Here is a 24,092-nt window from a genome sequence, read left to right as displayed (position 1 = left end):
AAATGGTACTATTGCCTGCATCTGCACGGCGTTGGCACTGGCATTTTGTCACCCAACAGCGGACCGAAACACTGTGGTAGGGAATCATGCTGAAATTACAGCGTAAGGACAAGCCCCAAGACCCCATTCTGGTGGTGGAAAAACTCTATAGCATCGGCAGCGCCAATGATAACAACTTGGTGCTCGATGAGCCCGGCATTGATTCAATTCACGCGCGATTAGTGGCGAGTGACGGGCACGTTACCTTAAAAGACAACACCAGCGCCCGCGGCTGTTTTGTCAACGGTCAGCGCGTAACGCAAAAAATGCTGCAAGCAGGCGATACACTGCGCCTGGCTGATGTTGAGTTTGATGTGCATGATTTTGTGGTTGACCCACAAGCACCCGAGAAAACCAACCAATGCTGGCAACTGGTTGCCGATGGCAGCTGGTTAACCGGGCAGACCTTTATTATCCCCGCCGACAAACGCTGTGTGCTGGGCCGCAGCAGTGAGTGTGACATTACCATTGCCGGCTCGCACTTATCCCGCCGCCACGTCGAGCTAACGGTAGTGGGCAGCTCACTACGGGTACACGACCTTAACTCGGCCAATGGCACCTATCTAAACGACGAGCTGGTGGACGATGACCTGGCGCACAACGGCGATCACTTGCGAATTGATGTTTACAGTTTTCGTATCGTCAGCCCCGATAACGATTTAAAACGTACCCGTATTCGCACACCTATCCCGGATATCGTTAAGCCCGTAGAGCGTAAAAGTCCCATCAGTACCCCAAAGCGCTGGAAGACCAAACCCACGTCACCCGGTAATCGCGACGAGCCCGCGCCAGTGGTCGTTACCGCCTGGGGGGTCTGGGTGGGTGTTAGCGCCTTGGCGGCCATACTGGCGGTGGCGGGCTACCTCTACCTGAGCTAGGGGAATATGCTAGAATCTCGCACCGAATTATCCGACTCTTTGAGTAGACACCTTATTTTTAGCAAACTTTAGCAATCTACTGTGGAAACTTGGCTATGAGCTTTGAAAAAGTCCCCGCCGGCAAAAACCTGCCGGACGACATGAATGTCATCATCGAAATCCCCATGAACGGCGAGCCAATCAAATACGAAGTCGATAAAGACAGCGATGCTATCTTTGTGGACCGTGTGCTCAGCACCTCGATGCACTACCCCTGCAACTACGGTTATGTTCCTCACACCTTGTGTGGTGATGGCGATCCGGTTGACGTACTGGTACTGATGACCCACGCCTTAATGCCTGGCTCAGTCATCCGCTGTCGCCCGGTAGGCGTGTTAAAAATGACCGACGAGTCTGGTGAAGATGCCAAAGTACTCGCCGTACCGGTCGACAAAATCACCCCGCTCTACAGCAAGGTTAAAAGCGTTGCCGACGTACCGGAGATTACCCTCAAGTCGATCGAGCACTTTTTTGAGCGCTACAAAGACCTGGAGCCTAACAAGTGGGTAAAAATTGACGGCTGGGAAGATGTAGAAGCGGCCCGCACCGAAATCAACGAATCGGTAGAGCGCTACAACAAAGGCTAACATTAGCCTGCGCGGCTGGCGTTTTACCGGCCGCCATTAAAAAAGCCGGCCCCGCAAAGGGCCGGCTTTTTTGTGCCTAAAATACCGCCGGGGTCAATCGGCTAAGCGCAGTGCGCTGGTATCCGGGCTGAGCGGCTTGCGGGTATCCGGAATTTGCCCAAGCTCGCTGCCCGCGGGCGCCAAATCAGCCTCCAAGTCCGCCACCATAAGCGGTAAAGGGGCCTGATGCTCATCGGGTTTTAGCAGATCATCGCCCACCTCAGACAACCCCCAATCGGCGACCACAGCAGGCTCTGTCACGGGCGCTTGGCGCTCACCAGCCGTTAATACATCCGCGCCCACGGGGGCCACCTCAAACTCCGGCACGGTTACCGGCGCGAGCTCCTCGGCGGCAAGCTCCGAGTGCTCGACCAACCGCCCGCCGGCGGGGCTGACACTCAACCCAGAGGTGTCGATTGCCACCGGCACTATGGCGCTGCGCTCGGTAACACGCAGCAAGCTCGCCCCCACCGGTGCCAGCGTAAAGCCTCTGGCCGGCTTCGTAGGCGACGTTGCCTGGCTACCGGCGGGCACTAAACTAACCTCAGCGCCCGCCTTGGTCAGTACCGCCTGGTATTTTTGTGCCGTAGCTGCGTCGAGATTGCGCTTGAGCGGCACCGGGCGGCCACCAAACAAGCTGTCCACACGGGCGCTATCGACTTTAAACAGCTGCCCCAGACGCGCTTTTACGTCCTCGAGCTTATGACCTAAAACGATGTCTCCGCGAAAAACGATATCAAATTTTTTCTCGGCCTCGGCCATATCACCACCTCCGACTCTAGCGGTTGGTCTATTTTTTTCATCCTTCAGTCATATTACCACAAGCTTGCCACAACGCCTGGGGCGATAAGCCGCAGCAACACTGGCTAAGAATTAAACTATTCATCGCCATGGCGCTCTTGTGAAGAATCGTTATGGAACATAACTGGAGCGGCCGGCTCTTAACTCCCATACTGAAGTTTCGCCGCCGCTTTCGGGAGGGACTGCAACACTGGCCGACAATGCCCACGTCGCCCACCTTCTGCAAATTGGCCCCGATAAAGGATACGGGTGATAATAATGCCAAGAGCTGCCTTAACGAACTTGCCGCCTGACTCGGCCAAATTCTCGGTACTGCACCGGGTCGAGACCGATATTGCCAGCCTAAACCGTAAAATCCTTCAACTAGAGCGCGAACCTCGTAGCAACGACCAACTGCTGGCCGCCTATCAGCTGATGCTTAAAACCCGCACCGAGGTACTGGCCTGCCTGCTCGAAACCCTTGAGCGGAACGAGCCGCACTAATCACCAGCCTTAACGCTTAACGCTCCCTCTGGCGGCTGCTCGAGCGCCGCCTCACCCAGTGGCGAGTCGTCCATACCGTGGGTCATCTCCCGGCCCGGCTCGTCGCGCCCGCGCCCATCAATGACTCGGGCCGGCACTCCCACGGCGGTTTGATGGGGCGGCACGTCGTCCAGCACCACACTGCCGGCGCCTACTCGCGCGCAATCGCCCACCTGGATATTGCCCAGTATTTTTGCCCCCGCACTGATCAACACACAATTGCCGATTTTAGGGTGCCGATCGCCTTTGGTATTGCCGCTGCCACCCAGAGTTACCGAATGCAGCATAGAGACGTTATCGCCCACCACGGCGGTCTCCCCAATAACAACCCCGGTGGCGTGATCGATCATAATGCCGTTGCCAATGCGCGCCGCTGGGTGTATATCAACATGGAACGTCTGCGAGATTTGATTTTGTAGGTACAGTGCTAGAGAGCGGCGTTCCTGACGCCACAACCAGTTGGCAAAGCGGTAGGCTTGCAGGCCGTGAAAGCCCTTAAAGTACAACAGTGGCATCACAAACTGATTGCAGGCCGGGTCGCGCTCGCAGTAGGCCTCGATATCGCGGCACAGGGCCGCCTCAATGCTGCTATCTAGCTGCATTGCCTGCAAAAACACTTCGCGAATCGACATCGCCGGTACCGCCTGGCTATCGAGCAGTGTTGCCAAGTGATAGCTAACGGCATCGGCCAGCGTATCGTGGTTTAGAATACTGGCATGGTAAAAACTCGCCAAGGCGGGCTCGTGAGTAGCAAGCTCAGTGGCTTCGCGGCGAATATGCTGCCAAATATCGTGGGAAAAAAGAGCTGTGCTCAACCAAGCCTCCGTACACAGTGTGCTGTAAAGGCTCTAGAAGCCTTGCGAGCGCTTATGCTCTCACAATAACTCTGGTAATTCACGCATCTGACGAAACACACGGGCTCCCTCGGCCAGCATTAAAGCGTCGGTATTGTCGCGGGTGAGCAGCGGGTCGTGTGGGCAGTAACCCAGCAACGACATCCCCGCAAGACGGGCGGCACGGGCACCACTGGGAGAATCTTCAATCACGACTGCCGCCGAGGCTTTCACGCCCATCGTGCGCGCAGCGTGTAAAAATAAATCCGGGGCCGGCTTACCCTGATCAACATCGGTAGCGCTAAAACGATTTGACTGGGGAAAGTAATCCAGCAGGCCGGTGCTACCCAAAGTCATTTGCATTTTTTCGTGCCGGCCATTGGAGGCAACACAAAAAGCAATGCCCTGGCTGGTGAGCCAATCGAGCACCTCGCGAATGCCGGTAATGGGTTTAACACCCGCCTCAAATGCCACTAGGGTTTCCTGTTGCACTTTGCCCCAAAACTCTGCGGCAAAAGCGTCCCGCTCGGGCGCAGGCCAGCTCTGATAGGGCTCACTATCGGCCAGTAACGCGGCGACTTGCTCGGCACAAACGGCTATCGATTTCCCGCGAAATAAGCCAAACACTTCGGCCACACTAATATCGATACCCAGTGGTTGCAAACAGTTGCGCAACACCTCGGCGCTGACAGTTTCTGTGTCCACCAACACGCCATCACAATCAAAAATCACCAGCATTTGTCGGCCTTTACGGTAATGAGAATGTAGCCCGATGCGAACAGTGGCCAGCGGTTATTCGCCCAGCTCTTGAGAGGTTTTTACCCGAGAAAAAAAGCGTGTTTTAAGACGTAACAAAAACAGTGGCTCACGCACCAGAATTAATATAATTATGCAGCAGTGCAGTGCCATGGTGAGCATAAAAAAGTGTGGAATTGTAAAGTCCAACACCCCCAACACCAGCACCGCAAATACAGCAGCGGCCACCATAAACAAGGCGTTTAATACGTTGTTGGCGGCAATAACCTGAGCGCGAAACTCGGGTTTGGCGTTTGCCTGCATTAACGCTTGCAGCGGCACCGTGTAAAGCCCGGCCGAGCTGCCAAGCGCTAACACCGCCGCCGCCACCGCCCAAAAGCCCGGCATAACAGCGAGTTGCCCAATACTTAATAACGCTTCACTGGGTGCGGCATCAAAACCACCACCGGCCAGCGCCAAAGCCATCCCGGCCACCCCCACTAAAAGCGCACCTAATGGCACCAGAGCGGGCTCAATTTTATGGCGGCTGAGCTTTTCGCACAAAAGTGCACCGGCGATCACCCCCAGTAAAAACAGCACCAACAAACAGGTTACCGCCGCAGCGCTGCCACCTAGCACCTCGCGGGTAAAATTGGGCAATTGCGTAAGGTACACCGAGCCCAAAAACCAGTACCACGACACCCCGATAAGACACCAAAAAACGGTTTTATTTTGCCGCGCATAGCCCATGGTTCGCGCCATTTGACGCAGTGGATTGGGCTCGATAGGCGGCGCATTGGGCAGTGCCGGCGCAGGCGGGATAACCCGGCTAAAGCGCCAGCCCGCCCAGGCGATTAAAATCCCGCCGGCGGCCACCAGCCATTGCCCTGAGCTCCACTGCATAGCCAGCGTGCCGGCAATTAAACCGAGAAACACGGCCAGTGATGTACCCGTGTGAAACAGCGCATTGGCGCCTGTTAATTCTTCACGGTTTACATGTTGCGGCAAAATGGCGTATTTAAGCGGGCTAAAACAGGCCGACTGAATACCGGTGGCAAAGATTACCGCTAACAACATGGCCAAGCTGCCGCGAATAATCGCTACCGCGGCACAGACCATAACCGCGAGCTCCACCAACTTGATCACCCGGGTTACCCGCGCTTTATCGAGCCGGTCGGCGTACTGACCGGCACTCGGGGCAAACAAAAAAAACGGGATAATCAACGCGGCTGCAACCAGGTTGTTGAGCATATCGATACTCAACCCCCAACGCTCTACTCCGCCGTAAGTAAAAAGCATCATTAACGCGCTTTTATAAAAGTTGTCGTTAAAGGCACCGCCAAACTGCGTCCAAAACAACGGGTAAAAACGCCGCTCGCGCAACAGCTGAAATTGGCTATGGGTGGCCGGCTGGGCGAGGTTTGCCGAGCCAGCTGTAGGCTTCTGCATATGAAAGACCCTATATGCGCACGTAACGCTGAAAAATAGTGGTGATATTGTCGAGCACAGCGGATTGTAACGCTATGTCAGTAACGGCGAGCTGCCGCGCCAAAACGTCAGGGGTAAGACAATCGCTAAAGGTCTCGGCCAGCGGGGCGTAGCTCAAGTGCCAGGGCTCGGGGGCTACCCCGCCTGTGTCGCGGGCATAGGGGCGATAAAAGTCGCAGGTGGGCAAGTAGTCGTCAAGCCACTGATGCAGCTCGGCGAATACACCACCCTGACAACACTCTGAGGGGGTCAACTGTAGGCTATAGCCTTCGGGCAGCGCCGAGCCATCGTAAACATCCATATCGCTGCCCCAGTGATGGCGCGACGCACCCGGCAGCGCCGAATAACGTAAAATTGCCCACAATTTGTCGGTATCACTCAGGCTTGTCATATCAACCGGCTCGCCACAATCATCCAATACCGGGCGCTGACCACTGGCCTTGGCATTAAAAATAGCCAGCTGACGCTCAAAGCTGCGATAGCCACTGGCAACCTGTAGTGAAAAGCCCTCGCGCTGAGCCGCGTCCGCCAGCATTTGGTAGGGGGCGATCACATCCTGGTGAAGGTAAACGTTACCGCTCAATGGCCGCAACGCAGACTCCTCCAACCCCAACGCGGCTCGCGCTTTTATATCTTTTGTGTCCATAGAGTAAATTAACCCGTAAAACGCGGTGGCGGTAAACCTCTGGGTGCCGCGCCGCGTATAAGTCATGTGCGAGCCGGGCACCGGGCAAAACGTCAGCGCAATGCCTGAAGCAAAACATTACTTGGTAACAGAACCAAGGCACACTTCCCCAAGGTACGCACCACCAAGACACGGCAACGAATATTACTAAAGGCGAGCGACTGCCGTAAAAGCGCCAAAAAACAGTGATTTATATGTCTGGCGTGGCGTAATTCGCAAGTTTACTGGCTAAAGTTTGCACTTGTTAGCCATTTATGTAATATAACCATAGGCTATAAATATACACACGGAACCAGCCACAAAATATAACGATAATGTGACAACGGAGCGAAGTAAACATGGCGACGCAGCACAGCGAGTTGCTTGAATTAAAAAATTTGGGGATGGCCTCGGTCAATATTCTGCGGGCTATTGGGGTTAATAGCTACGAAGATTTAAAACACCTGGGGGCCGTAAACGCTTATCGCCGGATTAAAGACCGGGAAATTAGCGTGTCAAAAGTCATGCTATACGCCCTGCACGGGGCTCTGCTCGATGTTCACTGGAACGATTTGTCACCCGATTTAAAAGCCAGTTTAGTGAGCGAGGCCGAAGGCGATCAGGTCGCCAGCGCCTAAGCTCAGCGCAAGCTAGGGCAAAGCGTACCGTCTCGGCTACCCCCTGAGACGAATTGACATCGCCAGCTACATCCTTTGCGCCATAGACTTAACTGAAGCTTCCATAGTATTCTCAAACCATACACTATGAGCCGGCTCCTGCCGGCTGCCAACGCTGCCGGGCCGTTAGATTTAACATGCACTTACCTACTAATCACACCGAATCACTCGCCGAGCTCAGTCAGCGTATTCGCGATATCGCCTCTGAGATATTCACCACACTCACACCAAGCGCCGACGAGATTACCTTACCCGCGAGCGATGACTTGTTTGCCGAGCAAAAAAATTCGCAGGTATTTTTACTGCGCGCCGGCCAGGTTCAGTGTCAAATGGCCGCCAAAACCATCGTCTGCTGTGAGCCCGGCGACTTGCTGGGGTTACCGCGCACATTAAGCTTACCCAGTGCGGTTTTTAGCGCCAGCGAAGCGATTACTGTACAGCCCATCGAGCGCGACGAGCTGATTAATCACATCTGCTCTGATGCCAACCGACAAAAGCTCTGGAGCTATTATTTAATTGCCCGGCTAAGTTGGTATCAACAAGCGTTAGCGCTTGAGATTCGCAAAGAGTTTCACCCCAACGCAGGCTTTTTACACTTTAAAAGCGGCGATACGATCATCCGCCAGGGCGATGAGGCGGACTTGGTTTACACCCTACTTGAAGGTCATGCCGACGCTGTGTGTGACGGCGTCACTGTCGGGAAAATTAACCGCGACGAAATTTTTGGTGCCCTGGCTGTTTTTACCGGTCAGCGACGCATGGCCGACGTAGTCGCCAGCAGCGATTGCACCGTACTGACCGTGCGCAAAGAAGAGTTTATAGAGCTGGTTGAACACCAACCCCATATTTGTATTGGCCTGATCGAAGAAATGGCCGATAAGATTAAAGGCTTAAACAGCCAGCTGCGCGACCAACACTAGCCTCACTACCGCTCACCTAGCCATAGCCAATAGCCGCTGTGGTTAGGAGCCCCCTCTTTATCTCTGCGAAAAACCAAAATCTAATGTCCGCTCCGGGCGTGTAAATTGCGCCACATCACATTTATTTCAACTCTACCGTTGACAAATGTAATGATAATTATTATCGTTACGCTTATCGGGTGGCAGCTTGCTGCTCCCGGTGATCATTCAATTCTCCTGCAAGTCAATTGTCTGATCTTCTCCTCTGGCCCTTTGGGGCCAATGGGTACTTAGGTACCCTGGCTAATCACGGTTGCTTAGGCCGCCCCTTGGGCGGCCATTTTTCTCTCTAGCCTATTGAAATTTTACCCACTAACACGCATATAGTGTCATCTGCTACGGTTTATCAGGAGAGACCACCGAGATGCGCATTGCCTTATTTTTACTCACAAACCTAGGCGTACTGGCACTTGCCAGCGTCACACTCAATTTACTGGGCGTGGGGCAAATTCTTAACGAATCTGGCACCGGCCTCGATTTAACCAACCTTCTCATTTTTTGCGCCGTCTTTGGTTTTGCCGGCTCGTTTATCTCGCTGTTTTTGTCCAAATTTATGGCCAAGCGCGGCACCGGCACGCAAATTATTACCAACCCACGTACCCCTGACGAAAAGTGGTTGGTCGAAACGGTAGCCGACTTAGCCGAGCGCGCCGGCATTGGCATGCCTGAGGTGGGTATTTTTCCGGCCAACCAAGCCAACGCCTTTGCCACCGGCTGGAACCGCAATAAATCGCTGGTAGCAGTCAGTGCCGGGTTACTGCAACGTTTTGACCGTGAAGAAGCTCGCGCCGTATTGGCCCACGAGATCGGCCACGTCGCCAATGGCGATATGGTCACCCTAACGCTGATTCAGGGGGTGGTGAACACCTTTGTGATGTTTTTTGCTCGCATTATTGGCTATACCGTAGACAAAGTGGTGTTTAAAACCGAGCGCGGCGTAGGTATCGGCTATTACATCGTCACCTTTATTGCCGAAATCCTGCTGGCGTTTATTGCCTCGATGATTGTGATGGCTTTTTCTCGCCACCGCGAATATCGCGCCGACCACGCAGGCGCGACACTGGCCAGCCGTGAAGGAATGATTCGAGCACTGGAGCGTCTAAAAGCCGAAACCCAGGCAGGCGCCCCAACGCCTATGCCCAAAAGCATGCAAGCCTTTGGTATCTCAGAGGGCTGGCACAAAACCGCCGGCAAACTGTTTGCCAGTCACCCACCGTTAGATGAGCGTATTGCTGCCCTAAGAAACCATGCCTAAAACGCTAGTACAACTGACCGCTTTACTATTTAGTTTTATCGGCGCTGCCTCCTGCAGCGCCGAACCAGCCCCAGAGGCCCTCGAGCCCTCGCGTGAGACGCCGGCGTTTGCCACCGACGACGAACGCAACACCATCGAGGTGTTCGAGTTTGCCAGCCCCAGCGTGGTTTACGTCAACCGCTACCAAGTCGTGCGCGATCGCCGCTCGCTCGATCTGCTGTCGATTCCGCAAGGCGCCGGCACCGGTTTTGTCTGGAGCGAAGCGGGCTATATCGTTACCAATTACCATGTGGTAGAAGGGGCGCAGCAACTGTCCATCACCCTGCCCGATCAAACTCGCTGGCCCGCCACGGTGGCGGGGCTGGCCCCCGATAAAGACCTGGCGGTACTTAAAGTCGAAGCCCCCAAAGACAAACTTCATGCGCTGCCCATGGGCGACTCGTCCGACTTATCGGTAGGACGTAAAGTGCTGGCGATTGGCAACCCGTTTGGCCTGGACGCCACCCTAACCAGCGGTGTGGTAAGCGCCCTGGGGCGCGAGATTCAGGCCCCCAATCAACGCAAAATCCACAACGTCATTCAAACCGATGCGGCGATTAACCCCGGTAACTCGGGCGGCCCACTGCTTAACTCGGCCGGTGAGCTGATTGGCGTGAACACCATGATTTTTAGCCCCAGTGGTGCCAGCGCAGGTATTGGCTTTGCCATTCCGGTCAATATCGTCAAACAAATCGTGCCGCAGCTGATTGAATACGGCCGTTTAGTGCGGCCTCAGTTTGGTATCGAGTTTGCCCCCGACCGCTGGGCGCGCCGTGCCGGTGTTGAAGGGGTAGCGATTTTACACGCTGCCCCCGGCAAACCCGCCGCTAAGGCCGGGCTGCAGGGCGCTAAACGCGGCGCCTGGGGCACTATTGAGTTGGGGGACATTATTATTGCACTGGACGACACTCCCACGCGTAACTACGATGAGTTTCTCGCGTTACTGGAAACCCGCAAACCAGGTGATACGCTCGACGTACACTTTGTACGCGACGGCGAATTACACCAAACCCGCGTTACTCTTAGCCAACCGGAGCTATAAATACTGTGGCCGAACATTATCTGTGCCCGCTCAATGAGCTGGCCGACAACGGTAGCCGCGGCTTTGATCTGCCAGAGGCAGGTATGAGTGTGTTTAGCGTGCGCCGGGGAGAGCAGGTTTACCTCTACCGCAACCTGTGCCCCCATATACACATTCCGCTGGAGTGGGTTGAGCACGAGTTTTTAACCGCCGACAGCTGCTTGATTCAGTGCGCCAATCACGGCGCGCTGTTTACCATTGAGTCAGGCCAGTGTATTGCCGGGCCCTGCAACGGCCAATCGCTGCTGGCTATCGAGCCGGTTATTCGCGATGGCGCGCTCTACGCGGTGATTAACGCTTAAGCTGCACGTCAATGCGCCGGGTGAGGGTAATGTCGCTGTGCTCGGGCTGTATCTCGGCGCGATAGGCCAGTACCTCAACGCCACGTGCCACCGCATCGTAAAACGCTTGACTGTAGGCCGGGTCGATATGCTCCGCGGCCGCAACGCGCTCGATGCCAGTGTGTTGCACACAAAACAACAGTACCGCCCGTGCGCCCGACTCGGCCATTACCGCCAGCTCGCGCAAATGTTTACTACCGCGAGTGCTGACCGCGTCGGGGAAGTACCCCTGCCCTTCGGCGCCCTCTTTAAGGGTGACGTTTTTTACTTCGACGTAGCAGTCGGGCCCGCCACCGGTTAACAAAAAATCAATACGGGATTTTTCGTCGCCGTACTTCACCTCGGCTTTGCACGACTCGTACCCGGTAAGCTCCGCAATGGTACCCGCGGCAATGGCCTCGGCCACCAGCGTATTGGCCCGGTTGGTATTAATACCGGCCAAATCCCCCGCCGGGGTAGTAGCGACCTCCCAGGTATTGGGGTACTTGCGGGTTTTGCTGTCGGAGTGAGAAAACCAGCAATACTCTCCGGGCGCCAGACATTCGCGCATCGAGCCAGTATTGGGGCAGTGGATGGTTAATTCGCGGCCATCACTAAGCTCAACATCGGCCAGAAAGCGTTTGTAGCGACGAAGCAAACGCCCACGTTGCCAACTTTTAGCATCCCTCATAACTACCTCATAATGCGAAAAGGCGACATTATAGGTGACCATCGCAATAAGTTGCGCCCATCCGGTTAATATATAACCAAATTCGCAAAAAAAACTGGCACAGCTTTTTGTAATCTGGTAGCTTCGCTTTCCTTCCGCCATAGTGGGTCAAATAGCCACTGGGCGAGAAGCGCAGATCCGCGGAGTCGGTAACCCGACCCCCGTAACCTAGACACTGACCCGAAGCCACTAAAGCGACGGAGTTAGCCCCAGGAGATACAGAGGCGTTGCACTATGCCCAATGATTCAGCCAAAGCAGAAAGCTATACGCTGCGCACATTTTCGCCCTACAAAGAAAAGAAAGGCGAAGAGTACATGAACCCCGCGCAGCTGGAGCATTTTCAGAACTTGCTACTGTCGTGGCGCCGGGAACTTATGGAAGAAGTTGACCGCACCATGAGCCACATGAAAGATGAGGCCGCCAACTTCCCCGACCCCGCCGACCGTGCCAGTCAGGAAGAAGAGTTCAGCCTAGAGCTGCGCACTCGTGATCGCGAGCGCAAACTCATCAAAAAAATTGACAGCACGCTCGAGCTGATCGAAAACGAAGACTATGGTTTTTGCGATGCTTGCGGTGTCGAGATTGGCATTCGCCGCCTGGAGGCTCGCCCTACCGCGACTCTGTGCGTCGACTGCAAAACCCTCGACGAGATCAAAGAAAAGCAAATCGGCGGCTAATCTCGCCTGAGCGGGCGCCACCAGCGTGGCGCCCGTTTGCTACACCCGATTAAAGCCACCACTAGCCGGCACACTGCCACCTCATGCCTTATATCGGCCGTTTCGCCCCATCGCCCTCCGGGCCTCTTCATTTCGGTTCGCTGGTGAGCGCACTGGCCAGCTACCTCGACGCACGTCACCATCAAGGCCAATGGCTGATGCGAATGGACGACATTGACCCACCCCGGGAAATGCCCGGTGCCGCCGACGACATTCTGCGCACACTGGAGCAACACGGCCTTGAGTGGGACGGCGAGGTATTATGGCAAAGCTCGCGCTCAGAGGCTTATCGCCAGGCGCTCGCTACACTGCAACAAGCTGACCTTGTTTACCCGTGTAACTGCACCCGGCGTAACATCAACGCCAGTGGCGGTATTTACAATGGCCATTGCCGCCATCACCCACCGGTAGGCTCTGGCGAGCAAGCCCTTAGGCTCAAACTTTACCAACTGCCGCCGCCGTTTAGCCAACTGGCCGATACGGTGGAATTTACCGACCTGCTGCAAGGGCCACAGAGACAAGATTTAGCCCGCGATGTGGGAGACGCCGTCGTGCTGCGCAAAGACGGGTTGTTTGCCTATCAGCTGGCGGTGGTAATTGACGACATTGCCCAGGGCGTTACCCATGTGATTCGCGGCGCCGACTTACTGCCCGTTACCGCCCGCCAAATACGCTTTTTCGAGTTGCGCAGCGCTCCACCACCACACTACGGTCACGTGCCGGTGGCTACCGGCGAAAAAGGCCTAAAGCTCAGCAAGCAAAACCACGCACCGGCATTGAATAAAGCGCAAATTGGTGAAAACCTCTGGCAGGCACTGGTCTTTCTGAGGCAAAATCCACCCAAGGCACTCGGCCGCGAATCCCCTGCAACGATACTTGCCTGGGCTACCCAGCACTGGCAAATCTCAGCACTGACCGGTATCGCCGCCCAGCCAACGCCCTGAATAATGGATACTCTATGAATAACCAGCGCCTGGTGATTTTGCTACTGCTGATTGCCTATATATTTTCGCCCACCTTATTCACCTGGATTGTGAACCCGGAAGGCGCCTGGTATCGCCCTTATATCATGTGGATTTTGGTTATCGCCATCGCTTACGTTATACAGGCTCGCAAGAAACCCTCATGACTTTTGAACTCGTACACGTTGCGCTTATTGGGCTCGGCTACCTGTTGCTGATTTTTGGTATTGCCACCATTACCGAGCGCGGCTGGCTGCCCCGCGCCATCACCGAACACCCCGTGACCTACATTTTGTCTCTGGGGATTTTTGCCAGCGCCTGGGCCTTTTACGGCGTTATTGATCTGGCGTTTCAGTTTGGCTATGGTGCGCTGGCGTATTACCTGGGCACAGGCGCCCTGTTTTTGTTTGCCCCGGTGGCGCTCGAGCCAATCACCGAGCTGGCCCGCCGGCACCAGGTACACTCACTGGCCGATCTACTGGTGTTTCGCTACCACAGCCACGGGATCGGCGCGCTTACCACCTTGTGCATGTTACTGGGCATTTTACCGCTCATGGCCCTGCAGATTCAGGCCATTGCCGACACCATGCACATCCTGACGGTTAGCCGCGACCCGGCACTGCCCATTGTCGGTACCGGGTTAACCTTTAAAGATCTGATGGCACTCGCCTACTGCGGCATGCTGGCATTATTTACGATTTTGTTTGGCTCCAACCGCGAGCGTCACCGCGGCCTGATAACCGCCATGGCGTTTGAATCGCTGCTTAAAGTGTTTGCACTGTGCGCCATCGGTTTACTCGCCGTGTACGGCGTGTTCGATGGTTTTAGCGGCCTGGATGAATGGCTTGAGCGCAACCCCGAGAACCTGGCCCTACTGCACTCGCCCATTCGCGACGGCGCCGCCCACACCCTGTTACTGGTGTTTGTGGCCACAGCGGTAACCATGCCGCACATCTTTCACATGGGCGTGGCCGAAAACCCCATTCTGCGTAACACCCGCACCGTCACGTGGGCGTTCCCGCTGTTTTTACTGTTTTTGGCGCTGCCGATCTTTCCCATCTTATGGGCGGGGTTCGAGTTATCTGTGCCTCTGCCGGCGCAGTACTTTACTCTGGGCGTACCCATTTTGGCTGGCTCCCACTCACTAACGGTACTGGCCTTTGTTGGAGGCCTGTCGGCCTCTACCGGCGCTATGGTGGTGATTACTCTGGCGCTATCAACCATGGTCATGAACCACTGGATTCTGCCGTTTTTGCGTCTGCGCCGCCGGCAGGATATTTACAGCCAGCTGGTCTGGCTGCGCCGCGTTGTGGTTGCCGCCCTGTTTTTGGGCGCCTACTTGTTTTACTGGATGCTGGACAACCGACAAAGCCTGTTTCATCTGGCGCTGGCGGCTTTTATCGAAACCCTGCAATTTTTACCCGGTATATTTGCCATCGTATTTTGGACCCGGGGCAACCGCCGCGGCCTGATTGTCGGCTTAACGGCCGGCACTCTCGTGTGGGGGGTGGGCTTACTCATGCCGCTGATTACCGGCATCGACACCATCAATGTACCCTTTGGCGATGGCACGCTTGGCGTGGGCATGGAGCACTGGAGCGAAATTACCCTCTACTCTCTGGGGCTCAACACGCTGCTGTTTGTAGGTGTGTCACTACTGACGCGACAAACCGAAGAGGAATCCTACAGCGCCGAACTGTGTGCCGCCGATGAGCTGTCCCACCCGGTGCGCCAGGCGCTGGATGTGCACTCGGCCGACGAATTTAAAACCCGGCTGGCCAAACCACTGGGTAAAGTAACCGCCAGCCGAGAGGTGGATATCGCCCTAAAGCAACTCGGGCTTAATGTTGCCGAGCGACGTCCATACGCCCTGCGCCGCCTGCGCGATCAGCTGGAGGCCAACCTGTCGGGCCTGATGGGGATTCACGTGGCCGGCGAGATTATGGACAACCACCTCCCCTACAAGCTGGCCGAGGCCCGCGATACCGTCGACATCAACCTGATCGAAAACCGCCTGTCACAGTACCGCAGCCACTTAACGGGGATGGCCGCCGAGCTCAACAACCTGCGCCTGTACCACCGTAAAACTCTGCAAGAGCTGCCCATGGCCGTGTGCTCACTGGGGCGCGATAAAGAAGTACTGATGTGGAACCGGGCCATGGCGAGCCTGACCCATATTCCCTCCGAGGTCGTGATCGGCTCACACCTTGACGACCTGGCCCAGCCCTGGTGTGAGCTGCTGCTGAACTTCAGCGAGGGCGAAGACGCCCACCTGTACCGCCACGAGATCAGCCTGGAGGGCCGGCCACACTGGATCAGCTTACACAAAGCCGCCATTGAAGGGCCAGCTACCGGTCGCCGCGTGCAGCCAGCCGCGTTCCGCAAAGGCGAGTACGATCAGGTAATTCTGCTTGAAGACGTCACCGAGACTCAGCTATTGGAGCAGGAGCTCATCCACTCTGAGCGACTCGCCTCGGTAGGCCGGCTGGCGGCTGGGGKGGCGCACGAGATCGGCAACCCCATTACCGGCATCGCCTGCCTTAGCCAAAATTTACGTTACGAGTCGGACAACCCCGAGATTCTCGAAACCGCCGACCAAATCCTGAGTCAGACCGACCGCGTGAGCAAAATTGTGCAATCGCTGGTAAGTTACTCCCACAGCGGGCAAAACAAAAAAAGCGCGTTCGAGGCCGTGGTACTACGCGAGTGCGCCAACGAGGCTATCGGGCTGTTATCGTTGCAAAAAGAGAAAACTCAGGTGTACTTTGACAACCTGATTGCCGCCAACGCTATCATCGCCGGCGACACCCAGCAGATGATTCAGGTCTTTATCAACCTGTTGTCTAACGCCCGGGATGCCAGCGAGCCGGAAGGACGTGTTATCCTAGACAGCGACGAAGATGACGACAACATCACAATTACCGTGACGGACCAAGGCGAGGGCATTTCTCCCGAGCACATCGATCAGATTCTGGAACCGTTCTTTACCACCAAAGATCCGGGCGAAGGCACCGGGCTTGGGCTGGCAATGGTTTACAGCATTATCGATGACCACGGCGGTACTTTGGACGTGATCAGCCCGGTCGATACCGCGACCAATCGCGGAGCTCAACTGGTTATTAAATTGCCGCGCCACCTGGAATCCATGCTGCCTATCGACGACATGATTCGCGGTGACGCGACCGACAAGGCCGATTGAAGTAATTATGACTAAGATTCTGGTTGTTGAAGACGAAGCAATTATCCGCACAGCGCTGCGCAAGCTACTCGAGCGCAACAAGTACGAGGTGAGCGAGGCCCCGTCAGTACGCGAGGCCACCAGTAAATTTCAGCTCACCGACTTTGAGCTGATCATCTCGGACTTGCGCCTGCCCGGCGCCCCCGGGACCGATCTCATCAAGCTCGCCGGGGACATCCCGGTCCTTATCATGACCAGCTACGCCAGCCTGCGCTCGGCGGTAGACTCTATGCGCATGGGCGCGGTGGACTACATCGCCAAACCCTTTGATCACGATGAGATGGTCACCGCGGTAAAACGCGTCATTGGCAAATCCAGCGCCGCCAAACGAGACCTGGTGCCGAACAACGACAGCAGTAAAGTTACCGGCATGATTGGCTCCAGCGACGTCATGAAGAAGCTCTACAGCCGTATCGCCAAAGTCGCCCCCACCGATGCCACGGTGCTCATTCACGGCGAAACCGGCACTGGTAAAGAGCTGGTAGCCCGCTCCCTGCACGAGCAGAGCCGGCGCCACAAAGAACTTATGATTTCGGTTAACTGTGCCGCCATCCCCGAGACTCTGATCGAGTCGGAGCTGTTCGGTCACGAGAAAGGCGCCTTTACTGGCGCCGCCAGTACTCGCGAGGGGTTGGTAGCGGCCGCCGATGGCGGCACCCTGTTTCTGGACGAGATCGGCGAGCTGCCACTGGAAGCACAGGCGCGCCTGCTACGCGTACTGCAAGAGGGCGAAGTGCGCCCACTGGGCTCAGTGGAATCACGTAAGGTTGATGTGCGTCTGGTAGCCGCCACCCACCGGGACTTGCGGACTTTAGCTCAAGAGGGCAAGTTTCGGGAAGATTTGTACTTTCGCATCCACGTCATCCAGCTTGAGCTACCACCCCTACGCGAGCGTGGCCGCGACATACTGCAGCTCGCCGAGGCGCTACTCACCCGTTACTGCCACCAGTTTAACAAGCCAACACTGAAGCTTTCGCCCGAGGCCATTCAGGCCATCACCACCTACACCTGGCCCGGTAACGTGCGCGAGCTGGAAAACGCCATGCAGCGGGCGGTCATTTTGTGTGAGGATGAGCGCGAGATCAGCCACGACCTACTGGCCATTGATCTGGACCTGGTGCGTCTGGACGAGGAAGACGACAACCCCTACATGCAGGTAGGTAATAGCCTGTCTCGCAGCCGCCCGACCCACCAGGACCCGCCCGAAGATTTATCTCTGGAAGATTACTTTCAGCGCTTTGTACTGGAGCACCAGGACACCATGAGCGAGACCGAGCTGGCGAAAAAGCTTGGGGTAAGTCGTAAATGTCTGTGGGAGCGTCGTCAGCGGTTTGGTATACCCAGACGAAAATCCGGCACCACAGCCGCCAAGTAACTGCAAAAGATAACCCAACACACTACCTTGACCACACGCCGCTTCTGCGGCGTGTTTCGTTTTTGCCTCACAGATTGCTCCGCCCCCCCCGCAAATAACGACTTTTACGTCACCATAGAGTTTTAGGCGCCAACTTGTTACCAGTAACCTCAGGTCTGTTACCTGTTTTAACTGTTACCCCGACCCCACGGCCGTAACAATACCCGTGCAAAGCTGTAACCGTTGGAAATAACAAAAAAGAATATACCGTGGTGCCAAAATATTAAGCCTTTGTTTTTATTGTAATTTTTACAACTGGCACAGCAAGTGCTTTATACCGCGTACATAACAACAAGAAACAATAAAAAAGCGACACACACTAATAACAACAACAAACAATAAGAAACGTAGAACCGCTTATAAAAACAATAAACAATTACAAAATGAATAAGTTCAATAATAACAACAAGAAATAATAAGAAAGGGTAACAACATAATAAGAACAATAGACAATAAGAAAAGAAACAAGCTTAAAAATAACAACAAACAATAATGATAAGTAAGTAAGAATAAAAAAATAACGATAATAAAATATAAAGCGGAACGACTGACTAGGCACCAATGGATAGCAACTGATTTGGAATGGGTAGGGATGCAGATTAAACTACTTGTGCCGCCCATCCCACGGGAAAGCTTATGCTTTCCCGTTTTGCTTTCTGGCCTACCCTGCAGGCCCGTGATAGACTTGGGCTATATTAAATTTTAGCCGCCTGCCGGCTCAAACTCCAAAGTGCAGATTACTCCATGCTGAAAAGGCTGTTTAAACTTATTACCCCCCGCTCCAACGCCAACACCCCCAAGCAGCCAATTGTCATCCCCCGGGATCAACACAACGTCTCGCGCAAGCTGGTCAGCCACGCCGCCATTAAAGTGATGAAGCAGTTAGGCGATCACGGCTACGAGGCCTATTTAGTCGGCGGTGGCGTGCGGGATTTGCTGTTAGGACAACAGCCAAAAGACTTTGACGTAGCCACCAACGCCAAGCCCGAGCAAATAAAAGGGCTGTTTCGCAGTGCCCGTATTATTGGCCGCCGCTTTAAAATCGTCCATGTGCGTTTCGGCCGTGAGATCATCGAGGTAACCACCTTTCGCGGCCACCACGAGGCCGCCCGCAATGAGCACGGCATGGTGCTGCGCGACAATGTATACGGCTCAGTACAATCCGACGCCGTACGCCGCGACTTTACGGTCAACGCTCTCTATTACTCTCTCGATGGGTTTGCGGTACACGACTTTACCGGCGGCATCCACGATTTAGAAAAACGCACTCTGCGCATGATCGGCGACCCCACCACCCGCTACCAGGAGGATCCGGTACGGATGCTGCGGGCGATCCGCTTTGCCGCCAAGCTGGGCTTTACACTGGCGCCCGAAACCGCCGCCCCGATCCCCAAATTGGCCAACTTGCTCAGCAACATTCCACCGGCGCGCTTGTTTGAAGAGGTGCTAAAGCTGTTTCTGGCCGGTTCCGCCACCGCCACCTTCCACTTGCTGCGCGAATACAAGCTGTTTGGGCAACTGTTTCCCATGGTTGAGGCACACCTGCAAACCGGCGACCCGATCGCACTGGCGATGGTCGAGCAGTGCATGGCCAATACAGACAAGCGAATTCGCGCCGGTAAATCCATTACTCCTGCGTTTATCTTTGCTGCGCTCCTGTGGCCGCCTCAGCAGGCGCTACTGGGACAACTCATGGGCACCATGCCCAAAGGTCAGGCCTTTAACGATGCTTGCCAGCAGGTTATTAGTGCGCAACTGGCGCGCATTGCCATTCCCAAGCGCTTCTTAATTCCCATGCGAGAAATCTGGGATTTACAACATCGGCTCACGTTGCGCGGCGGGCAACGGGCCTACAGCATGCTAGAGCACCCGCGCTTTCGCGCCGCCTATGACTTTGTGCTTCTGCGTGAAGAGGCGGGTGAGAAACTCGACGGCCTGGGCAACTGGTGGACACAATTTCAAACTGCTGATGACGATCTGCGCGCCAAACTGATTAGCAACGTCAAACCCAGCGGCCCAAGAAAGCCGCGCCGGCGTCGCAATAACCGTAAAAGTCCGGCCCCTAAACCGGAATAACACGGTGAGCGATGCCCTTAGCCACTGCTGTTATATTGGCCTCGGCAGCAACCTTGACGAGCCTCTGGAGCAGGTAACCCAGGCACTACAAGAGCTTGCCGCGCTCGAGCATACGACACTGCTCAGCGCGTCATCGCTGTATCGCTCGCGCCCGGTGGGACCAGGCGAGCAACCCGACTACATCAATGCTGTCGCCCAGCTCAGTACCGAACTCGCCCCCGAGCCACTGCTGAACGCCCTGCAGGCACTGGAGCAAGCGCACCAACGCAAACGCCTGGTACGCTGGGGCCCACGCACTCTGGATCTGGATATTCTGCTGTACGACAACCTCCAGTTAAACAGCCAGCGCTTAAGCGTACCCCACCCTTTCTTGGCCGAACGCAATTTTGTCTTGCTACCGCTAATGGAAATTGCCCCCGACTTAGCTCTGCCCGATGGCACCCGTATTGCCACATTGGCACAGCGTTGTGGCAACGAAGGTTTGATAAAGCTCCCGCCCCAGCGCTAAACTGCGCGGAGCATTCACTGAGGATCCTAATGTGGTAGACGCCGTGTTCGAAAAGCTGGCACTGGACTTAACCTCTGTCGAGCTACCCAACTACATTGCCATCGAAGGCCCCATCGGAGTAGGTAAAACAACCTTAGCGCGCAACTTGGCGCAGCTGTTTAATTACGACCTACTGCTAGAACAACCCGAAGAAAACCCATTTTTAGCGCGGTTTTATCAAGAGCCCAAATCGGTTGCACTGCAAACCCAACTGTTTTTTCTGTTTCAGCGCGCTGGGCAAATTCAGCAGCTGCGGCAGGATGATATGTTCAGCTCCCACCGCATTGCCGATTTTATGCTCGAAAAAGACCAGCTGTTTGCTCAGGTCACCCTAGACGACGACGAGCTGGCGATTTATCAGCAAGTGTACGAAAAGCTCACCCTGGATGCCCCTCGCCCCGACCTGGTGATCTACCTCCAGGCACCTTTAGACGTGCTTCAGGCGCGCGTAAAACAGCGCGGCGTTGAGTTTGAGCAGCACATCAGTGACGAATATTTAAAAGTATTAAACGAAGCTTACACCAGCTTTTTTCACTACTACGACAGCGCTCCACTGCTTATTGTGAATGCGCAGGATTTAAACCTCGCGCACAATCGCGACCACTTCCAGCATCTGGTTGAATACATCACCACCATTAAAAGTGGTCGTCACTACTACAACCCCACGCCCGTTTTATAGAGTCGATACCATGCCCTACTCACAAGCAAACGATTCCGCTCTGGAAAAAAAGGTCACCATCAATACCTTGCACGCTTTGCGCGGCCAGGAAAAATTCGTCATGGTCTCGCTGTACGATGCACCCATGGCCGCCATGGCTCAACAATGCGGCATCGAGGCGGTGCTAATCGGCGACTCACTGGGCATGACGGTACTAGGCTACGACAGTGTCATTCCGGTGACCATGGAGCAGATGATTTACCACATCGAGGCGGTCGCACGCGGCAACCAAAAGTCCCTGATTATTGGCGACCTACCCTTTATGACCTACGCCAGCCCCGAGCAAGCACTGGTCAATGCCACGCGGGTTATGCAGGCCGGCGCCCATATGGTTAAAATCGAGGGCGGCCAGTGGCTAGTAGACACGGTAAAAATGCTGACTGATCGAGGTATCCCGGTGTGCGCGCACTTGGGCTTAACGCCACAGTCAGTGCATAAGTTTGGCGGGTTTCGAGTGCAGGGGCGCGACGCCGATAAGGCCGAGCAAATGATCGCCGATGCCCAAGCGCTGGCCGACGCGGGCGCTGCATTATTGGTGCTAGAATGCGTACCGGCAGCGCTGGGCAAAGCCATTACCGAGGCCGTCACCATCCCCACGGTAGGAATTGGCGCCGGCGCGGATACCGATGCTCAAGTGCTGGTCATTAACGACATACTCGGCTTAACGCCGCAGCCACCTAAGTTCTCCAAAAACTTTTTACTTGAAACTGGCGAGATTGCCGGCGCGCTAAAAAAGTACCGCGACGACGTAAAGAACGGCGCCTTCCCAGAGCCCACTCACAGCTTTAATTAAGCCCTCTGATACTCGCGCTGGATAAACGCCCGTAACTGACGGGCTTTATCCGGCTGTGCCAAAGGCCCCTCGAACAGCTCGGCCAAATAGCGATACGCCACCGCTATACCGGCATCGTCGCGATAGTGCTTGTGCGCATTTAGCAGCAATGCCGCACGCTGCCTGGGTGTTAAATGCTTGTTCAATTGCGGCCACAGCGTTAGCGTGGTGCCAAGCTTGGATGGGCGGAATGTCGGTACTTTATCCAGCGTGGCCAGCAGTACCTGGGCCGCCTCCTGTTTATTGTTTTTAGCCAACAAAAACTCTATAAAGAAATCCGAGTGGGCGCTCAGTGCGCGACGGGCATCGGGCGAACCAAGCTGCAGTAACAACTGATGGTACTGACGCTGCACCGCCGGCTCATCTCGATACTTATTCGCCAGTTCGCGCATTTGCTCGCACGCTCGCTCCAGCTCACCGTGCTGCTGCAGCACAAACACAGCGCCCAACCCTTGGGCGCGGACAAATTCGGTCTCTGATAGCACCGGCCGCTCGTCGGGCTCAAGCCCTATCTCGGCGCGAAACTGAAACAACGCATACCCCAACAAGCCATAGCTAAGCAGTGAGCTATAAGTGGTGATACCTAAAGTCGCCGTCAGTTGCCACGGCTCGTCTAATAGCGGCACAGCAAACTGTAACGCCGTGTCTATCGCTAGCCCAAGCATGATTAACAGCACCCACAACAGCAGGTAGTAAACCCCCATACCGGCAATAACCGCACCAATCGCAAAGGGGCTAATGGCCCGCAACAGAGACTTCTCGCGCGCTAAAATCATGGTAATCGCGGGAAACGCAAACAACATCAGCGCCAATAAGCCGTACAGAATAAACGGTTGGTAACGCAGCGGGAGGTAATTGTCGGGATAATAAAAAAGCAGCCCCAGCAATAATGCGGCCTGCACTACATACACCAGCACCGCCTTTAACAACAGCTGATCGCGATCGCTTTTAATAAGGCTTAACAGACTGGGTGGCCAGCGCTTACCCTCGGCCCTTGCGGCCAGCACGGCAAAATAGTATTTAACACACACCACCTGAAACATGACGGCAAAAATTACCGCCGGCGTACCACCGCCAAGCATCAGCACTCCACACACGGCAGTGAGTATTAATAACAAGCCATTAGGGTGGAATGGATACAACAACAGGTACGGCAGAACATGCCAAAAGGGCTTCGCGAGCGCCGGATCATCAGTGGCCGTTAACTCGCTAAAGCACAGCAAACAAACCGGGCCACGGCGTCCCCACAGCGGGTTGTGGCCATCGGGGATACAGCGTTCACTGTAATGGGCGTTGCAGTGCGAGCAAAACCACGCGGCGCGTTTTGATTTATCAAAGTCACATCGCGCTCTAATGTCCATTATCGTATTCATCCACTGAAATTGGGCTGAAAAGCCTTAAAGAATGATCGGAGCGAGAGGATTCGAACCTCCGACCCCCTCGTCCCGAACGAGGTGCGCTACCAGACTGCGCTACGCTCCGAGCTGCTGTGGCCAACTGCCGAGCCGGCAAATTATAGCGCAACAAAAAAATCAATGTAAATCCGCCAAACACAGGCACAAAAAAACCGACGCCTTGGGGGAAGCGTCGGTAAAGAAGACCATTCTAGGAGTAACATGAAGGAAAGATCCTGCCGGCAAAAGCCGAGCCGCTGGTTGAATGCGGGTTAGACTCAACCGTTGGTAACTTAAGTATTGCCCAGTCCCCGAAAAATGCCAGTATCCACGTCCCCCGCCTTAAACCAATTGGAGATAGAGAGCGCTCGTTGCAGATGATCTGGCTATATTCACCGATGCCCCCTGACCGTCACTGCGCTGACCAACGCAAGCAAAAGAGTAGACTGTGCGGCATTGAGACGCCGGCCATCGCCCATGAAACCCTGTCGAACTACCAACCTTATTA

General features: G+C 55.1%; 24 protein-coding genes and 1 tRNA gene. 17 read left to right on the top strand and 8 right to left on the bottom strand.

The genetic code is table 11. The features are described from left to right. Positions 1-86 precede the first annotated feature (86 nt). Both SD69_RS07940 and ppa read left to right on the top strand, forming a co-directional pair. Positions 87-917 (top strand): FHA domain-containing protein, encoded by an 831-nt coding sequence (locus SD69_RS07940; RefSeq protein ID WP_041522790.1) that lies wholly within the window; start codon positions 87-89, stop codon positions 915-917. A gap of 95 nt (positions 918-1,012) precedes the next feature. Then, on the top strand, positions 1,013-1,543 hold the full coding sequence (gene ppa / locus SD69_RS07935; RefSeq protein WP_041522789.1) for an inorganic diphosphatase: 531 nt from the start codon (positions 1,013-1,015) through the stop codon (positions 1,541-1,543). Between the two features lie 93 nt (positions 1,544-1,636). Here ppa and SD69_RS07930 read toward each other — a convergent pair whose 3' ends face one another. Then, positions 1,637-2,344, bottom strand: coding sequence for a hypothetical protein (locus SD69_RS07930; RefSeq protein ID WP_041522788.1), 708 nt, complete (start codon positions 2,342-2,344; stop codon positions 1,637-1,639). A gap of 297 nt (positions 2,345-2,641) precedes the next feature. Here SD69_RS07930 and SD69_RS07925 point away from each other — a divergent pair, with 297 nt between their 5' ends. Beyond that, a complete protein-coding gene (locus SD69_RS07925; protein WP_041522787.1) occupies positions 2,642-2,866 on the top strand; it encodes a hypothetical protein in 225 nt (74 codons plus the stop codon). On the opposite strand, the gene cysE is transcribed toward SD69_RS07925, so the two are convergent. Genes cysE through SD69_RS07905 form a run of 4 tightly spaced genes read right to left on the bottom strand, consistent with a single transcriptional unit; the run spans position 2,863 to position 6,673 of the window. Next, positions 2,863-3,720 (bottom strand): serine O-acetyltransferase, encoded by an 858-nt coding sequence (gene cysE, locus SD69_RS07920; protein ID WP_157471637.1) that lies wholly within the window; start codon positions 3,718-3,720, stop codon positions 2,863-2,865. The genes SD69_RS07925 and cysE overlap by 4 nt on opposite strands. Before the next feature lie 60 nt (positions 3,721-3,780). Then, entirely contained in the window at positions 3,781-4,476 is a 696-nt protein-coding gene (locus tag SD69_RS07915; protein ID WP_041522786.1) for an HAD family hydrolase, read from the bottom strand. A gap of 54 nt (positions 4,477-4,530) precedes the next feature. Beyond that, positions 4,531-5,922 (bottom strand): MFS transporter, encoded by a 1,392-nt coding sequence (locus SD69_RS07910; RefSeq protein ID WP_052480977.1) that lies wholly within the window; start codon positions 5,920-5,922, stop codon positions 4,531-4,533. A gap of 10 nt (positions 5,923-5,932) precedes the next feature. Continuing rightward, complete coding sequence (locus SD69_RS07905; RefSeq protein ID WP_232301166.1) at positions 5,933-6,673, bottom strand: M15 family metallopeptidase; 741 nt, start codon at positions 6,671-6,673, stop codon at positions 5,933-5,935. 311 nt (positions 6,674-6,984) lie between these two features. Between SD69_RS07905 and SD69_RS07900 the strand changes: the two genes are divergently transcribed. The 5 genes from SD69_RS07900 to SD69_RS07880 all read left to right on the top strand — a co-directional run bounded on the left by SD69_RS07900 (position 6,985) and on the right by SD69_RS07880 (position 10,938). Beyond that, the gene (locus SD69_RS07900) at positions 6,985-7,263 is read left to right on the top strand and encodes a TfoX/Sxy family protein (protein WP_041522785.1); all 279 of its coding nucleotides are present in this window, start codon (positions 6,985-6,987) and stop codon (positions 7,261-7,263) included. A gap of 176 nt (positions 7,264-7,439) precedes the next feature. Continuing rightward, positions 7,440-8,222 carry a cyclic nucleotide-binding domain-containing protein gene (locus SD69_RS07895; protein ID WP_041522784.1) on the top strand — a complete coding sequence of 261 codons (783 nt, stop codon included), beginning with the start codon at positions 7,440-7,442 and terminating at the stop codon, positions 8,220-8,222. Positions 8,223-8,625: 403 nt separating this feature from the next. After that, positions 8,626-9,516 (top strand): protease HtpX, encoded by an 891-nt coding sequence (gene htpX / locus SD69_RS07890; RefSeq protein ID WP_041522783.1) that lies wholly within the window; start codon positions 8,626-8,628, stop codon positions 9,514-9,516. Continuing rightward, positions 9,509-10,597 carry a S1C family serine protease gene (locus tag SD69_RS07885; RefSeq protein ID WP_041522782.1) on the top strand — a complete coding sequence of 363 codons (1,089 nt, stop codon included), beginning with the start codon at positions 9,509-9,511 and terminating at the stop codon, positions 10,595-10,597. Before htpX ends, SD69_RS07885 begins: the two co-directional genes overlap by 8 nt. Before the next feature lie 5 nt (positions 10,598-10,602). Next, entirely contained in the window at positions 10,603-10,938 is a 336-nt protein-coding gene (locus SD69_RS07880; RefSeq protein ID WP_041522781.1) for a Rieske (2Fe-2S) protein, read from the top strand. Here SD69_RS07880 and sfsA read toward each other — a convergent pair. Beyond that, positions 10,928-11,647 (bottom strand): DNA/RNA nuclease SfsA, encoded by a 720-nt coding sequence (sfsA, locus tag SD69_RS07875; RefSeq protein WP_041524570.1) that lies wholly within the window; start codon positions 11,645-11,647, stop codon positions 10,928-10,930. The genes SD69_RS07880 and sfsA overlap by 11 nt on opposite strands. Positions 11,648-11,920: 273 nt before the next feature. Here sfsA and dksA point away from each other — a divergent pair, with 273 nt between their 5' ends. From dksA to panB, 9 genes are all read left to right on the top strand, one after another. Continuing rightward, a complete protein-coding gene (dksA, locus tag SD69_RS07870) occupies positions 11,921-12,364 on the top strand; it encodes an RNA polymerase-binding protein DksA (RefSeq protein WP_041522780.1) in 444 nt (147 codons plus the stop codon). An 83-nt stretch (positions 12,365-12,447) separates the two neighbouring features. Beyond that, entirely contained in the window at positions 12,448-13,347 is a 900-nt protein-coding gene (gene gluQRS, locus SD69_RS07865; protein WP_041522779.1) for a tRNA glutamyl-Q(34) synthetase GluQRS, read from the top strand. A 14-nt stretch (positions 13,348-13,361) separates the two neighbouring features. Further along, positions 13,362-13,532: a hypothetical protein gene (locus SD69_RS18925; RefSeq protein ID WP_198144073.1), complete on the top strand. Its 171-nt coding sequence runs from the start codon at positions 13,362-13,364 to the stop codon at positions 13,530-13,532. Beyond that, complete coding sequence (locus SD69_RS07860) at positions 13,529-16,564, top strand: ATP-binding protein (protein ID WP_041522778.1); 3,036 nt, start codon at positions 13,529-13,531, stop codon at positions 16,562-16,564. The genes SD69_RS18925 and SD69_RS07860 overlap by 4 nt, the downstream gene beginning before the upstream one ends. Positions 16,565-16,571: 7 nt before the next feature. Then, positions 16,572-17,978 carry a sigma-54-dependent transcriptional regulator gene (locus SD69_RS07855; RefSeq protein WP_052480976.1) on the top strand — a complete coding sequence of 469 codons (1,407 nt, stop codon included), beginning with the start codon at positions 16,572-16,574 and terminating at the stop codon, positions 17,976-17,978. A gap of 783 nt (positions 17,979-18,761) precedes the next feature. Continuing rightward, complete coding sequence (pcnB, locus tag SD69_RS07850; RefSeq protein ID WP_041522776.1) at positions 18,762-20,093, top strand: polynucleotide adenylyltransferase PcnB; 1,332 nt, start codon at positions 18,762-18,764, stop codon at positions 20,091-20,093. 4 nt (positions 20,094-20,097) lie between these two features. Further along, the gene (gene folK / locus SD69_RS07845) at positions 20,098-20,601 is read left to right on the top strand and encodes a 2-amino-4-hydroxy-6-hydroxymethyldihydropteridine diphosphokinase (protein WP_041522775.1); all 504 of its coding nucleotides are present in this window, start codon (positions 20,098-20,100) and stop codon (positions 20,599-20,601) included. A 31-nt stretch (positions 20,602-20,632) separates the two neighbouring features. Then, on the top strand, positions 20,633-21,319 hold the full coding sequence (locus SD69_RS07840; RefSeq protein WP_084591515.1) for a deoxynucleoside kinase: 687 nt from the start codon (positions 20,633-20,635) through the stop codon (positions 21,317-21,319). A 10-nt stretch (positions 21,320-21,329) separates the two neighbouring features. Continuing rightward, a complete protein-coding gene (gene panB, locus SD69_RS07835) occupies positions 21,330-22,151 on the top strand; it encodes a 3-methyl-2-oxobutanoate hydroxymethyltransferase (RefSeq protein WP_041522774.1) in 822 nt (273 codons plus the stop codon). Here panB and SD69_RS07830 read toward each other — a convergent pair. Both SD69_RS07830 and SD69_RS07825 read right to left on the bottom strand, forming a co-directional pair. Next, positions 22,148-23,551 carry a hypothetical protein gene (locus tag SD69_RS07830; RefSeq protein ID WP_041522773.1) on the bottom strand — a complete coding sequence of 468 codons (1,404 nt, stop codon included), beginning with the start codon at positions 23,549-23,551 and terminating at the stop codon, positions 22,148-22,150. The genes panB and SD69_RS07830 overlap by 4 nt on opposite strands. Before the next feature lie 47 nt (positions 23,552-23,598). Further along, positions 23,599-23,672: transfer RNA gene (locus tag SD69_RS07825), tRNA-Pro, on the bottom strand. Between the last annotated feature and the right edge of the window lie 420 nt (positions 23,673-24,092).

It is taken from the genome of Gilvimarinus agarilyticus, assembly GCF_000832015.1.
In the GTDB taxonomy this organism is placed as follows: Bacteria; Pseudomonadota; Gammaproteobacteria; order Pseudomonadales; family Cellvibrionaceae; genus Gilvimarinus; species Gilvimarinus agarilyticus.
This window is presented reverse-complemented; position numbering and strand designations above follow the sequence as displayed.

Excerpts from the sequence above, each read along its gene's own strand:
- SD69_RS07940 (WP_041522790.1), top strand. The coding sequence starts at position 87 with ATGCTGAAATTACAGCGTAAGGACAAGCCCCAAGACCCCATTCTGGTG.
- ppa (WP_041522789.1), top strand. The coding sequence starts at position 1,013 with ATGAGCTTTGAAAAAGTCCCCGCCGGCAAAAACCTGCCGGACGACATG.
- SD69_RS07930 (WP_041522788.1), bottom strand. The coding sequence starts at position 2,344 with ATGGCCGAGGCCGAGAAAAAATTTGATATCGTTTTTCGCGGAGACATC.
- SD69_RS07925 (WP_041522787.1), top strand. The coding sequence starts at position 2,642 with ATGCCAAGAGCTGCCTTAACGAACTTGCCGCCTGACTCGGCCAAATTC.
- SD69_RS07915 (WP_041522786.1), bottom strand. The coding sequence starts at position 4,476 with ATGCTGGTGATTTTTGATTGTGATGGCGTGTTGGTGGACACAGAAACT.
- SD69_RS07910 (WP_052480977.1), bottom strand. The coding sequence starts at position 5,922 with ATGCAGAAGCCTACAGCTGGCTCGGCAAACCTCGCCCAGCCGGCCACC.
- SD69_RS07905 (WP_232301166.1), bottom strand. The coding sequence starts at position 6,673 with ATGACTTATACGCGGCGCGGCACCCAGAGGTTTACCGCCACCGCGTTT.
- SD69_RS07900 (WP_041522785.1), top strand. The coding sequence starts at position 6,985 with ATGGCGACGCAGCACAGCGAGTTGCTTGAATTAAAAAATTTGGGGATG.
- SD69_RS07895 (WP_041522784.1), top strand. The coding sequence starts at position 7,440 with ATGCACTTACCTACTAATCACACCGAATCACTCGCCGAGCTCAGTCAG.
- htpX (WP_041522783.1), top strand. The coding sequence starts at position 8,626 with ATGCGCATTGCCTTATTTTTACTCACAAACCTAGGCGTACTGGCACTT.
- SD69_RS07885 (WP_041522782.1), top strand. The coding sequence starts at position 9,509 with ATGCCTAAAACGCTAGTACAACTGACCGCTTTACTATTTAGTTTTATC.
- sfsA (WP_041524570.1), bottom strand. The coding sequence starts at position 11,647 with ATGAGGGATGCTAAAAGTTGGCAACGTGGGCGTTTGCTTCGTCGCTAC.
- dksA (WP_041522780.1), top strand. The coding sequence starts at position 11,921 with ATGCCCAATGATTCAGCCAAAGCAGAAAGCTATACGCTGCGCACATTT.
- gluQRS (WP_041522779.1), top strand. The coding sequence starts at position 12,448 with ATGCCTTATATCGGCCGTTTCGCCCCATCGCCCTCCGGGCCTCTTCAT.
- SD69_RS18925 (WP_198144073.1), top strand. The coding sequence starts at position 13,362 with ATGAATAACCAGCGCCTGGTGATTTTGCTACTGCTGATTGCCTATATA.
- SD69_RS07855 (WP_052480976.1), top strand. The coding sequence starts at position 16,572 with ATGACTAAGATTCTGGTTGTTGAAGACGAAGCAATTATCCGCACAGCG.
- pcnB (WP_041522776.1), top strand. The coding sequence starts at position 18,762 with ATGCTGAAAAGGCTGTTTAAACTTATTACCCCCCGCTCCAACGCCAAC.
- panB (WP_041522774.1), top strand. The coding sequence starts at position 21,330 with ATGCCCTACTCACAAGCAAACGATTCCGCTCTGGAAAAAAAGGTCACC.
- SD69_RS07830 (WP_041522773.1), bottom strand. The coding sequence starts at position 23,551 with ATGGACATTAGAGCGCGATGTGACTTTGATAAATCAAAACGCGCCGCG.